Source organism: Polaribacter ponticola, from assembly GCF_026191475.2.
In the GTDB taxonomy this organism is placed as follows: domain Bacteria; phylum Bacteroidota; class Bacteroidia; order Flavobacteriales; family Flavobacteriaceae; genus Polaribacter; species Polaribacter ponticola.
In genome coordinates this window covers 142,030-155,053 of record NZ_JAOSLC020000004.1, presented here as the reverse complement: position 1 = coordinate 155,053, position 13,024 = coordinate 142,030, and the positions used below count along the sequence as shown (strand labels likewise).

Annotated in this window: 13 protein-coding genes and 2 pseudogenes; 5 read left to right on the top strand and 10 right to left on the bottom strand. The window is 27.5% G+C overall.

Features of this window, described 5'->3' with window-relative positions; translation table 11 throughout:
- Nucleotides 1–10: 10 nt before the first annotated feature.
- The 4 genes from N5A56_RS17100 to N5A56_RS17085 all read right to left on the bottom strand — a co-directional run bounded on the left by N5A56_RS17100 (nucleotide 11) and on the right by N5A56_RS17085 (nucleotide 3,108).
- On the bottom strand, nucleotides 11–439 hold the full coding sequence (locus N5A56_RS17100; RefSeq protein WP_265724332.1) for a sensor of ECF-type sigma factor: 429 nt from the start codon (nucleotides 437–439) through the stop codon (nucleotides 11–13).
- 30 nt (nucleotides 440–469) lie between these two features.
- Nucleotides 470–1,009, bottom strand: a complete 540-nt coding sequence (locus N5A56_RS17095; RefSeq protein ID WP_265724333.1) for a hypothetical protein — start codon at nucleotides 1,007–1,009, stop codon at nucleotides 470–472.
- Between the two features lie 31 nt (nucleotides 1,010–1,040).
- Nucleotides 1,041–1,589: an RNA polymerase sigma factor gene (locus N5A56_RS17090; protein ID WP_265724334.1), complete on the bottom strand. Its 549-nt coding sequence runs from the start codon at nucleotides 1,587–1,589 to the stop codon at nucleotides 1,041–1,043.
- Nucleotides 1,590–1,659: 70 nt separating this feature from the next.
- Entirely contained in the window at nucleotides 1,660–3,108 is a 1,449-nt protein-coding gene (locus tag N5A56_RS17085; protein ID WP_265724335.1) for a TonB-dependent receptor, read from the bottom strand.
- A gap of 78 nt (nucleotides 3,109–3,186) precedes the next feature.
- Here N5A56_RS17085 and N5A56_RS17080 point away from each other — a divergent pair.
- The 5 genes and pseudogenes from N5A56_RS17080 (at nucleotide 3,187) to N5A56_RS17060 (ending at nucleotide 7,155) form a co-directional block, all read left to right on the top strand.
- A pseudogene (locus tag N5A56_RS17080) lies at nucleotides 3,187–3,968 on the top strand (MBL fold metallo-hydrolase).
- A 110-nt stretch (nucleotides 3,969–4,078) separates the two neighbouring features.
- Nucleotides 4,079–4,432, top strand: a complete 354-nt coding sequence (locus N5A56_RS17075; protein ID WP_265724337.1) for a fructose 1,6-bisphosphatase — start codon at nucleotides 4,079–4,081, stop codon at nucleotides 4,430–4,432.
- Nucleotides 4,433–5,251: a cell envelope biogenesis protein OmpA gene (locus N5A56_RS17070; RefSeq protein ID WP_265724338.1), complete on the top strand. Its 819-nt coding sequence runs from the start codon at nucleotides 4,433–4,435 to the stop codon at nucleotides 5,249–5,251.
- A 9-nt stretch (nucleotides 5,252–5,260) separates the two neighbouring features.
- A complete protein-coding gene (locus tag N5A56_RS17065) occupies nucleotides 5,261–5,746 on the top strand; it encodes a Rab family GTPase (protein WP_265724339.1) in 486 nt (161 codons plus the stop codon).
- A 5-nt stretch (nucleotides 5,747–5,751) separates the two neighbouring features.
- Nucleotides 5,752–7,155, top strand: coding sequence for an ATP-binding response regulator (locus N5A56_RS17060; protein ID WP_274270622.1), 1,404 nt, complete (start codon nucleotides 5,752–5,754; stop codon nucleotides 7,153–7,155).
- A 120-nt stretch (nucleotides 7,156–7,275) separates the two neighbouring features.
- Here the strand turns inward: N5A56_RS17060 and N5A56_RS17055 are convergent, their stop codons facing one another.
- From N5A56_RS17055 to N5A56_RS17030, 6 genes and pseudogenes are all read right to left on the bottom strand, one after another.
- Complete coding sequence (locus N5A56_RS17055) at nucleotides 7,276–7,938, bottom strand: alpha/beta hydrolase (RefSeq protein ID WP_265724341.1); 663 nt, start codon at nucleotides 7,936–7,938, stop codon at nucleotides 7,276–7,278.
- Between the two features lie 28 nt (nucleotides 7,939–7,966).
- Nucleotides 7,967–8,293 carry a hypothetical protein gene (locus N5A56_RS17050; protein WP_265724342.1) on the bottom strand — a complete coding sequence of 109 codons (327 nt, stop codon included), beginning with the start codon at nucleotides 8,291–8,293 and terminating at the stop codon, nucleotides 7,967–7,969.
- A 7-nt stretch (nucleotides 8,294–8,300) separates the two neighbouring features.
- Nucleotides 8,301–9,557 (bottom strand): dihydroorotase, encoded by a 1,257-nt coding sequence (locus N5A56_RS17045; protein ID WP_265724343.1) that lies wholly within the window; start codon nucleotides 9,555–9,557, stop codon nucleotides 8,301–8,303.
- Between the two features lie 811 nt (nucleotides 9,558–10,368).
- A complete protein-coding gene (locus N5A56_RS17040; RefSeq protein WP_274270621.1) occupies nucleotides 10,369–11,502 on the bottom strand; it encodes a BatA domain-containing protein in 1,134 nt (377 codons plus the stop codon).
- Nucleotides 11,503–11,577: 75 nt separating this feature from the next.
- Nucleotides 11,578–12,342 (bottom strand): TIGR02757 family protein, encoded by a 765-nt coding sequence (locus N5A56_RS17035; RefSeq protein ID WP_265724345.1) that lies wholly within the window; start codon nucleotides 12,340–12,342, stop codon nucleotides 11,578–11,580.
- 6 nt (nucleotides 12,343–12,348) lie between these two features.
- A pseudogene (locus tag N5A56_RS17030) lies at nucleotides 12,349–13,007 on the bottom strand (ABC transporter ATP-binding protein).
- Nucleotides 13,008–13,024 lie beyond the last annotated feature (17 nt).

Here is a 13,024-nt window from a genome sequence, read left to right as displayed (position 1 = left end):
TATCGTTTTTTTAGATTTTTTTATTTCTATATTTTTTCATTAAATTTCTAATAAATTCTCTTTCGGTTATTTTTAGCTTTAGAATTTTTTTGTGGGATAAGACTTTAGTTAATGCATTGTCATAATCCATTTTTATTTTATGAATTTTAGCATCTAAATTAGTGTTTTTTTCAAATATAGATTTTGCTTCTTTTTCTGAAATTGCATCAATTCCATTAGCCTCTTTTATTATGTACACCAATTTATGTTTTTCAACTCTTTCTAATTGATATAATAAGTCGTTGTATTTATTATATATTGGCCAAAATTTTTCTGCTTCTTTAGTGTCTAAATTTAATTTTTCGGTAATAAAAGCAATTTTTAAAGCTTTTATTTTTTCTCCATGAGATTCTTTTTTACCTGATTTTTGAGCGTATGTGCTAAAACAAATAAAAAACAAACTTGCTATTAAAAAAAGTTTTTTTTCATTTTAATCATTTTCTAAAATTAATGATAAGTTTTCTTCGTTGTTTAAATAGTTTTCTAATTCATCATTACTTATTGAATTTGGTATAGTTTCTAAATCATCAAATTCAACATCATTATAAGTAAGAGCTAAATCATCATCATTTATTAAACTAATATTATTCGAAATCCAGTTTTCAACTTCAAAATCAGCTAATTTATCAAAAGGGTTTTCCTCGGTTTTATTAAAAATAAAAGAATTTAAACCTATAAATAGAATAATTGAAGCCGCTGTTGCTAATGGAATTAATTTTAAAACACTTTCTTTAAACGAAATAATTTTAGTTTCTTTTTTAGTTATTTTGTTTATTATATTTTCTTCTAGGTTATTAAAATATGAATCAGAAACTGTAAATCCATTTTTTTTAGAGAAATTTTCTTCTGTAACTTTTGCGACAATGGCATCTTCCAAATTATTAAAATAATTTGAAGGAGTTTTAAAACCAGTTTTCTTACCAATTTTAGTACTTATAAAGTATTCGCTATTTTTTATATCGCTTTTCATTATTACTTAGACAATAATTATCTTAAAAGGTTTAATTAGCTTCTGAATTTATGTATTTTTCTATTTTCTTAACAGCATGAAAATATGATGCCTTTAAAGCTCCAACCGAAGTTTCTAGAATTTCAGAAATTTCATTATATTTTAACTCATCAAAATATTTCATGTTAAAAACCAGTTGTTGCTTTTGAGGTAATGTTGCAATAGCTTTTTGTAAAATGAGCTGAATTTCATCACCGCTAAAAAAATCATCACTTTCTAATGTAGATGCTAATTTTTCGTGATATTCAGAGATATCAACACTTCTTTCTTTCGCTCTTTTGTTTATGAAAGTAATAGATTCATTAGTCGCTATTCTATACATCCATGAATAAAGTTTACTTTGCTCATTAAATTTATTTATATTTTTAAATATTTTAATAAATGTATTTTGTAAAATATCATCTGCATCATCGTGAGAAATTACAATTTTACGAACATGCCAATACAAGCGTTCTTTGTATTGATTTATCAATACTCGAAAAGCTTGCTCTTTGGTTTTGCTATTTTTTAGCTGAGATACTAATGTAGTTTCGTCTATCAAAAAAAAACTATTTGTTTTTATAAGACAGAAAAATACTATAAAGGTTTAATTAAAAAATATTTTTTTTAATTTATTTCTTAGATCTAGATCTAGAGTAGCCAAATAAACGTTTTTGTTTTATAGTTTCAGGAATTCCATTAGGTAGCATTTCTTCCCAACCTTCTTCTCCATTCATTATCATTTTTAAAACAGTTCTAGAAAAAATATCTAAAATTTCTTTATCAAAGTCTTTTAAATCTACAAGCCTACCATTAATTTTAAAGAATTTATATAATTCTTTCATTCTAGGGTGTACTTTTAAATTTTCACTGTTTATATACTCATCAGAGGCTTGATCGTGGTATGGGTACATGTAAATTTTTAAATCTCTATGAAAGAGTTTTCCAAAAGCTTCTAAAATACCTCCGCTTAAGTCTCTATAATACTTTTCGTCAAAAATTTGAATTAGATTGTAAACTCCCATTGCTAAAGCCATTCTTTCTTTAGTAAATTCACTAAAATACTCAACAAGTTTAAAATATTGTTGGAAACTAGTAATCATAACATTTTGTCCTAAAGAACATAGTAATTCTGCCCTGTCTAAAAAGTCTCTTTCATTTATTTTACCTTCCGCAGAAAGGTTGCTTAAAGTAATTTCAAAAATAACTTGAGTTTTTTCTTCTTTTACTTTGTTTTCTTTTAAAAACATTTTTTTGGACTGTTCGAACATATCCATATTAACTTTCGTTACAGGTCTAAAACTACCTCTTAAAGCTAAAATGTTTTTCTTGTATAATACTTGTGCTGGTAATAAATTATTTCCATCAGGACCAAACATAACTGCATTAGTCATTCCGTTTTTTAGTAGTTGAAGACTCATTAACCTATTGTCTACATACATAAAACGTGGCCCAGAAAAATTAATCATATCAATCTCTAATTGATGATTTCCTAGGTTGTCATAAAAAGATTTAACAAGTTCTTTTGGGTTGTCGTTTAAGTAAAAAGCACCATATATTAAATTCACTCCTAATACCCCAAGTGTTTCTTGTTGTAAACGTGCATCGGTTTCTTTAAAGCGTAAATGAAGTACAATTTCGTTGTAATCTTCAAGTGGGTCTAATTGAAAGCGGATTCCAACCCAACCATGGCCTTTAAATTTTCTAGCAAAATCAATAGTAGTAACAGTGTTAGCATAACTAAAAAATAGCTTATCTGGGTGTTTTTGTCTACTTAATCGATCTTCAATTAAATCAATCTCATGACGTAGCATCGTGTGTAAGCGAGGTTGAGTTACATACCTATTATCTTCTTCAATTCCATAAATAGCATCAGAAAAATCTTTATCATAAGCACTCATTGCCTTTGCAATGGTGCCAGATGCAGCGCCAGATCTAAAAAAATTACGAGCAGTTTCTTGTCCAGCTCCAATTTCGGCAAAAGTTCCGTAAATATCTGTATTTAAATTTATTCTTAAAGCTTTGCTTTTAGTAGTTGGTACACTACTAATTTCTTGATCCCCTTTTAAAGAAATTGCCATATATGGTTATATTTTTATCTATAACAAATGTAATAAAATAGAATACTATCAGTCAATTTTTATCTTACTTTTGTTTAAATGAAGAATGATAAGAAACTCTTAACGATAACTTTTTTAGGAACTGGTACTTCTCAAGGAATTCCAATGATTGCGAGTAATGATCCCGTTTGTTTATCTAAAAACTCTAAAGACAAGAGATTGCGTTCTTCTATTTTAATATCATGGGATAATTTTTCTTATGTAATTGATTGTGGTCCAGATTTTAGGCAACAAATGTTGCGTGAGAAGGTTCAATTAATAAATGGTGTTTTATTTACTCACGAACACGCAGATCATACAGCTGGTTTAGATGATTTAAGACCTTATTGTTATAAAATAGGAGAGATGCCTATTTATTTAGATAAAAGAACTTTAAAAAGTTTAGAGCAACGTTTTCAGTATATATTTAGCAAAAAAATAGATATCCTGGAGCTCCAAGTGTAAAATCTAAAGTTGTTTCAAATAAACCTTTTTTGATTGATGAGCTTCAAGTAATTCCAATAGAGGTTATGCATGGTAATTTACCAGTTACTGCTTATAGAATTCAAGACTTTGCTTATTTAACTGATGTGAAATCGATATCTGAAATTGAAAAAAATAAGTTAAAAAATTTAGAAGTTTTAGTCGTTAATGCTTTACGAATAGATGAGCATCCAACACATTTTAATTTAAATGAAGCTCTAAAGTTTGTTGAAGAGATTAAGCCTAAAAAAACATATTTTACACATATAAGTCACAAGTTAGGTTTTCATAATGAAGTATCTAAAATATTGCCCGAAAACGTTTATTTGGCTTTTGATGGCTTAAAAATAGTGGTATAGATTTTAATAAATTATTTTTTAATGTATATTTGTATATATAGCTGTTATTTTCAGAACTTTATTAAGTAATAACAAGAAAGTTATAAAAACCCTATTTAAACTTAAAATCTATGTCAAAAAAACCAGAACAGAATAATGAATCTCCTGCTAATCAGCAAATAGATACAAGAATTGCAGCAGTAAGAGATCTTATATTTGGTGAAAACATTCAACAATATGATTCAGAATTTGCAGATGTTTACGATAAAATAAAAGCTTTACAAGACGAATCGCGTAAAAACTTATCAGAATCTGTAGCAAATATTGAAAATAAATTAGCAGACTTAGAAAGCTTAGTAGATCATAAGTTTCAAGATTTAAATGATGATTTAGAAAAGAAGCTTGCAGATTTAGATGATGAAAAAGCGGATAGAAGAAAACTAGGTAAAGCTTTAGAAAAAATTGCATTGATGTTGCAAGAATAGATGAAAGAAACGACTGTAGATAATAAAGACAATCGTTTTGAGTTACTCAAAGAATTGCTTTTAGCAGAAGATAGAAAAGACTTCAAATTACTTCAAGAAGAAATTCTAGAACGTCAAAAGTTCAAGTTAAAAGTAGACCCTGTTATTGATGAAAAAATAGAAGATTTAAAACTAAATTTTCCCGAATATTTTGGAGACAACATAACAGAAAGTATAAAAGTTCAAATTAGAGAATCTCAAGACGAAGTAGTGGAAGCACTTTACCCAATTATGGGTAAACTGATTAAGAAATTTATTGTTGCAGAAATTACAAAACTCTCTAATAGTATTAATGAAACTATTAATAATAAGTTTTCTATTAAGCATATATTAAAACGTTTATTTAAAGGTAAAAAAACTGATGCTGAAGATGTTTTGCAAGAGGTTTTTGAGCCTATTATAGAAGAGGTTTTTGTTATAGAAAAAGATTCTGGAATTCTTGCAGGTAATTATTCTAGAGGAGAAATAGCTGATAAAGATATGGTGTCTGGCATGTTAACGGCTATTAAGTCTTTTGCTGAAGATGCTTTTTCTAAAGAAGGGCAGAACTTAGAAGATATAAAGTTTGAAACATTTCAATTATCTATACAGAATTTTAAAACAATTTATATAGCAACAGCTACTTCTGGGGTTTTAAATCCTGACTTTAAAGACGAATTGTTAGAAAACATAAATAACCTTGCAGAAATAATTTTACGAGATAGAGCTTATTTATCTGATGAAGAGAGGTTGAGTAAAATTATTGAAGAAACTTTTTTAAAAACAAATAAAATTATTTAAGATTATTTCATGATTGCAAAAAAAGTTTTATTGGTTGGTAATTTTGGGGTTGGTAAAACATCTTTAATTAGAAGGTTTGTGTTGAGTGAATTTTCTGAAGATTATATAAGTACAATTGGTGTTAGAGTTAGTTCTAAAATTGTAAAATTTAATAAAGAAGAAATTAAATTGTTAATTTGGGATGTAGCAGGAACAAATGATGATGAAAAAGTGCCTAAAGCTTATTTTTTAGGAGCAAGTGCTGCAATGTATGTGTTTGATGTTAGTAGAGAGGAAACTTATTTAAATTTAAAAAACAAGGTTGAAGTTGTAAAAGAATTATCAGGTTTAAAAAATATTACTGTAGTTGGTAATAAAAAAGATTTGCTTAATTCTGATGAAATTAATCATATTTTAAAAACCATTTCTATTTCTGTAGATTTAATTACAAGTGCTAAAGAAGATGAAAATGTAGAAGATGCATTTACTATTCTCGCTAAACAAACTTTAAAATAATTTTTTTGATACTTGCTAAAATTGATTCAGTATTTATTGAGCTTACTACCGATTTTAAAGGTATAATAATAGCTATAAATGCAGGTAGGTTTGTTAAGGATAATTTTACTCTTAAAGAATCTATTTTTACCACATGCCCTTTTTTAATAGGAACGTTAGAAGCATTGCCTTTAAAAGAGCCTTTTTCTATGGAAGGTATGGTTGTAAGTTCTAATAATAAAGAATACAATATCGATTTAGACTTGTTTAAGTCTAATGAATCTATATCTGTTTTAATTCACGATCGAACCAATGTATATAAGTTTGTAGATCAATTAAATCAAAGTAGAAACGATGTTTTTTTTGTAAAAAGAGAAATAGTAGAAAAAAATAAAGAATTAGCTAGATTAAGAAAAGTAGCTGATAAGGCTAACGAAGAGAAAACTCGCTTTTTAGCAATGATGAGTCATGAAGTTAGAAATCCTTTAAATTCTATTTTAGGGTATACTGATATGATTTCTGAAGAAGTTTTAAGTAATAAAGTAAAAGAGTACGTTGGTTATTTGTCTTTAGCCGGAAAAAACTTAAATGTTATTGTAAATGATATTTTAGATTTATCTAGAATTGAAGCAGGTAAGTTGGAGTTGGTTTCTGAAGAAATAAATATTAAAGAAATTATAAATAACTGTTTTATAAATTTTAAAGACCAGCAAAAAAACAAAGAAGTGGTTTTGAGTATTTCAACTTCAAATGTTATTCCAGATATTGTTTTAGGAGATGAAGTTAGGGTAGTTCAAGTGCTATCTAATCTCCTCAATAATGCATTAAAATTTACGAATACAGGTTTTGTTTCTTTGGTAAGTGAATTGGTTTATAATAGTGATAAAACTTCAGAAATTTGTTTTAAAATTATAGATACGGGTCGTGGAATGACCGATGAGCAAACAGCAAAAATTTTTGAAGAGTATCAGCAAAATGAAATTAATGATAATCGAGTATTTGGAGGTGCAGGATTAGGGTTATCTATAGTTAAACGACTTGTAGAAGCTATGAATGGAACAATTTCTGTTTTTAGTGAGTTAAATGTTGGTACAACTTTTTCTGTAGAAATTCCTTTTAAAAAAGTTGAAAAATTTAATGGTAAGAGAAAGGAAGTAAGTAATGTTTTTGATAATAATTTATTGAAAGGAAAATGTATTTTAGTAGCAGATGATGACTTTTTGAATCAAAAAATCACAACACATTTTTTGCAAAAAGTAGGGGTAGATGTAACAATAGTAAATAATGGGTTAGAGGCATTAAATATTTTAAATAAGAAGCATTTTGATGTTGTATTATTAGATATAAATATGCCAGAAATTTCTGGAGAGCAATTAATTCAAAAGAAGTTAGGTTTTAAAAAAATAAACAAACCCCTTTTATTGCATTAACTGGTAATGCAACTAAAAAAGATAGAGATAATTACTTAAATTTAGGTTTTTCTAATGTTGTTTTTAAGCCGTTTAAGGCTGATGAATTAATTGAAAAGATAAGTGGCTTTTTTTAATTAATTAATCTTGCGGGTTGTTCGTTATTTGTAATCTTTCTTCTATCCAAGACTTAAAGCTATAAAAATTTTGTGGAGCAACACCATGGCCAACAGGGTATTCTGAATACGTGTTTTGTAGGTTTAAGTTATCAAGAAAAGGTTTACTTTTTCTGGCCCATTCAACAGGTAAAACTTGGTCTACAGAACCATGAGAGCAATAATAGTTAGTTGTTATTTCTTTCGAAATTGTATTTGGTAAAACTTCAGAATTTATGTAGCCACTTAGAGCTATAACGTTTTGTACTTTATTTGGATAGAAAAAACTTAAGGAATAGCTTAAAATTGCACCTTGACTAAAGCCTAAAAGGAAGGTTTTAGTAGGGTTTGTTTGGTACTTTTGTTTTATTTCATCAATAAAAATGGCAATTTTATCAATAGATTCTTTAGCTTGTTTTAAATCAGAAAATTTTCCATTTACATTGTCGAAATTAATTGCATACCATGCATAGGCTCTGTTACCCATTGTGTAAGGTGCTTGTGCGCTTACTATTAATAAGTCTTCTGGTAATTCTTCTGCAAACGAAAATAAATCTTGCTCGTTACTTCCGTAACCATGAAGTAAAATTAATAAAGGTGCGTTTTTTGTGCCTTTTTTAGGTTCTCTTACTATGTATTGTAAACTCATAAGAAATAAATAATTTTAAGGTAAAGGATTAAAAATTTTTAAACCAGTTTTGAAACTGTTCTCCAACTACAGGAACTAATTTTTCTTCACTTTTTATTGCGCCAAATAAAGAAATAATCCAAAGAACAAATAATAAAACGCCAACAATCCAACCTGCAGTACCTCCTAAAAATTTATAAACAATCCATCCGTTTAAAAATTGTAATGCGTTAAGTCCTATCATTTGTCTAATATAGAAGCTAGAAAAATAATTTTTCTTACTCATATTCATAATAAAAGCTATAATTAAGCCAATAATCCAAAAATGACTAATTATTGCAGCAGTTTTTCCTTCGTTAACACTTTGATTTATCATGATGTATTTAATTTTTGATTAATTGATTGTTTGAAAAAATTCCGTAAACCTCACCTTTTAACCTTTTATTTATAAATGGGCTGTTTTTAGAGGTTGATAAAATATTAGTCTTCGTAAAAATAGTTGTAGTTTTTGGGTTAAAAAGAGTAATATCTGCAATGTTGCCTTCTGTAATTGAGTAGTTTTTAATACCGAAAATTCCTTTAGGTTTTGTTGTAAAACAGTTAATAAAGTCTTCTAAAGCTAAAACAGAATTTACAGCTATAAAAGCGGTTTCTAAGCCAGTTACACCGTCTTTTGCTTCGCTAAATTCAACCTTTTTATGTTCAATATCAATTGGGTTATGATCAGATGTAATAATATCTATAACTCCAGATTTAATACCTTTTTGTAATGCTTTTACGTCTTCCTTAGTTCTTAAAGGTGGGTTTGTTTTAAAGTTGCTATCAAAACTATGTAATTCATCATCAGTTAAAGTTAGGTGGTGAGCTGTAACGCTACACGTAATATTTAGCCCTTTCTTTTTTGCTTCTTTAATTAATGCTACAGACTTAGCTGTAGAAATAGTAGGTATGTGAAGTTTTCCTCCTGTGTATTCTAGTAAAAATAAATCTCTGGCAATTTGAATATGTTCTGCCAAAGAAGGGATCCCTTTTAAGCCTAGTTTTGTACTGTTAATTCCTTCGTTTGCAATACCTTCTCCAGCGATTGTGTTGTTTTTAGGGAAACTTAATACTAAACCGTTAAAATTTTGAGCGTATAAAAGCGCAATTTTCATTAGCTTATCATTCTCAATAGGTTTATTGTAATCTCCAAATGCAATTGCTCCAGACTGTTGCATGTCGTATAATTCAGCCATTTCTATACCTTTACTTTTTTGTGTTAAAGCTGCTATTGGGTGTAGATTGATTGGGGAATTACTAGCTTTATTTATTAAGTATTCTACATCAGATTTAGAGTCTATAATAGGATTGGTGTTGGCATTTACAGCAATAGAAGTAAAGCCACTCTTAGCTGCTACAATTAAGCCTTTATTAATGGTTTCTCTTTCTTCGTAACCTGGTTCTCCTAAGGAAACACTAGTGTCAAACCAACCGCAAGAAACATGAAGGTTTTCTAGTTCTACTATAGTGTAGTTCTCTTTTTTTGGAATGGAATTTGCTATTTTTTCAAGCTTTCCATCACGTATTAAAATGTCCTTTTTTTGATTATGGAAAGGACTCTCAGCATCTATAATAGTTGCGTTTTTAATAAGTGTACTCATGGTTTATAGAATTTTAAAATAAAAATTTCTAAGAGCAAAGATACAATTGCCAAAGCTAAAAACCATTTCCAAAGCCAATGAACTTCATTTTTTTCGTTTAAATTTTTAAAAACTTCACCTATTGAGGTTGAGGTGTTAATGTTTTTATGAGTTTCTCTTAATGTGTTTAAGTCTAAAAACTGAAGTAAGCTTTCTTCTTTTGGAGTATTAAAAGCAATAGTTTGTAGTGTGTCTTTCTTTTTTGTTATGCTATAAAAACCTTCTTTATTTGGCAGATTTTTAGTTGTTATTTTAACTTTATTTTGAAATGATTGTTGGTTTGGTATAAAAGAATAATTAAAGTTTGAAAGATTTAAAATTTCATCATTCTTTAAATTTATATCTATATCTATAATATTTTCATCATTAAGATAGTAATATAATTTAGAGTGATTATAGCTTGTTTTTCCAAAATTGAAAAAAACGGGAACTATTAAGGGGGAATTAAGGAAGTTGCTGTTTTTTTTGTTGATAGAGCTCGATAGCCAGTATATTTTACTCTTAGAGGTGTTTATTTGGCTTATAAAAGGTAAATTGTTTTCAAAAGAAACAATTTTACTACTATTTTTAAAAGAAAAAGGGTAGTGGTTATAAGTAATAGGATATTGAAAGTTGTTTACTTTTTTTGAAAAAACGTTTTTAAATAATGGGTGATTGTAATTAATTGCGGTAATTTTTAAAGTGTCAGAAACTTTAGGGTAAATTTTTAAGCTGCTGATTTTTTTAAAAAAAGAGTTATAAGATTCAATCTTAGAATTACTGCTTGGAATGATTACAATATTACCTCCTTGATTAGAAAAAAAACAAGACTTTTTGACAGGATTTCTGGGATTTCTTCTAACTCATTTAAGATGATTAATTGTTGTTTTAAAATGGAATTATAATTTACGTTTTGTAATGAAGATTCTGTAAAATTGAATTCTTCTTTTGTGTAAATTTTAGATAAGAATTTTGAGTCATTTCCAATGCTTAATACATTCGTTTTTTTGTTGTTGTTTATGTTAAAATAAAATACATTGTCAAATGCATAAATGTCGTTGAAAGTTATTTTTATTCTTCCTGTAAAATTAGATTGATTTTGAATAGTAAAAGAAATGTTTTTGCTTTCGTCTTTTTTAATAAGAAATGATTGTTTGCTTATGAGTTTTTTATTGTTGTAAATAGCAATTGGGATATTGTTTTTTTCTTCTCCTTGGTTTTTAATTACTGCAGTTACTAAGGTGTTATTTGTGTTAGTGTTATTTATGAATACACTGTCGATAGAAATATTGTTTTTTTGGTTGTTTTCTAGTTTTATAGCAGAAAAAGGCTGTGTTACATTTGTAAACTGTTTAATGTATGTATTCTGATAATCAGATATTAATATGTTGTTATTTAAAGTGTTTGTTTTGTTGTTTCTGTTGTTGCTAATTTTTAGTAAAATATTACTTAAATCAATTTTTGATGTAGTATTTTCGATGTTTAATAACCTATTTTTTAATTCAGGATAAGTAATGTTTTTATAAAAATTGTTATTAGTTTGTAGAGAGTATAAATCATTTTTAGAAGCGTTTTTTATGATCTCTTGAGCAGAAGTTTTCAATAGATTTCCTTTCTCTCCTTTGCTGTTTGTGCTTAAAGAATTATCTAGGTAAATAAAATTATGTTGTTTTTTTATGTTTTTTTTATCACTAAAATAAGGTTGAGAAAAAGCAAAAAGTATCGCACAAAATAAAAGTATACGTGTGCTTAAAATTAACCATTTTTTTAGCTTGGAACTCTTACGTGTTTCTCTTGTAATTTTTTGCAAAAAAGCAACATTGGTAAAAGGTGTTTTTACAAATTTTTGTAGATTTAAAAGATGCACCAAAATGGGGATAATTAGAAGTGCTAAAAAGTATAAAATATTCGGATTATTAAATTGCATTTTATAATAGAATTTTTTTAGATTCTACTAAAGTATTATAAAAATTAGAAGTAAAATAATGATGTTAATTTCTTATTAAAACTTTTCGAAAACTCCCAATCCAAATAAAGCAAAATCATATTTTACAGGATCGTTTTTGTCTAATTTTCTTAATTTACTATCTAATTCCGTTAATGCTTTCCAATCATTTTGTTTTCTTAATAGAAGTTTTAACTTTCTAGCAACGTTGCCAGAATGAACATCTAATGGACAAGATAAGTTAGAGGTTTTATGAGAGTTCCATATGCCAAAATCTACACCAGCATTATCATTTCTTACCATCCATCTTAAAAACATGTTTATACGTTTAGCCGCAGAATTTTTTAAAGGGTCAGATACATGTTTCTGTGTTCTCTTTTGATGATCAATTTCAAAAAACATTTTTTTAAATTGATGAATAGCAGTTTGGTAATTAGAGGTATTATCTTTAATTAAAAGTGCATTTTCTAGACCTTCATAATTTTTATAAATATGTTGTAATGATTTTATAAATTGTTGAAAATCTATATAATTAAATGTTCTGTGTACAAAGTTCCGAAAAGAATCTAAATCCCTTTCTTGATGATTTAAAACAAAATCATAAGGAGTATTATCCATCAACTCCATCATTTTGTAAGAGTTTTTTATAATCATTGTTCTGTTTCCCCAAGATATGGTTGCAGTTAAAAACCCTGCTATTTCTATATCTTCTTTTTTAGAAAACAAATGTGGAATTTGAATAGGGTCTGTCTCAATAAATTTTGGATTGTTATAGTATGTTACTTTTTCATTTAAAAATTCCTTGAGCTCATTATTTGTCATCTTCTTTTATGTAATTTTTCCGTCAATCATTGTTAATTTTCTATCGGTCATATTAGCTAATTCTTCATTATGTGTAACAAGAACAAAGGTTTGGCCAAATTGATCACGAAGTTTAAAAAAAGTTCATGCAAATTTTTAGCAGATTCGCTGTCTAAATTTCCGCTAGGTTCATCTGCAAAAATTACTGCAGGTTTATTTATTAAAGCTCTTGCTACTGCAACTCTTTGTTGTTCTCCACCAGAAAGCTCGCTTGGTTTATGATGTATTCTGTGAGATAAACCTAAAAAATTTAAAAGTTCTTTAGCTCTTACTTCTGTCTCTTTTTTACTCTTTTTTGCTATAAAAGCAGGAATACAAACATTTTCTAAGGCTGTAAATTCTGGTAAAAGTTGGTGAAATTGGAAAATGAAACCAATATGATTATTCCTAAAACTAGATAGTTCTTTATCAGAAAGGTTTTTAAGAGATATATTGTTAATTTTTAATTCAAAATCTTGACCATTTTCTGGTGTGTCTAATGTGCCTAATATTTGTAATAAAGTTGTTTTTCCTGCTCCAGAAGGGCCAACAATAGCAACTACTTCTCCTTTTTTTATATGTAAATCAAGGCCTTTTAAAACTTGTACTTCTCCATAATATTTATGGATATTTTTTGTAATAATCATAAAAAATAATTCTAGGT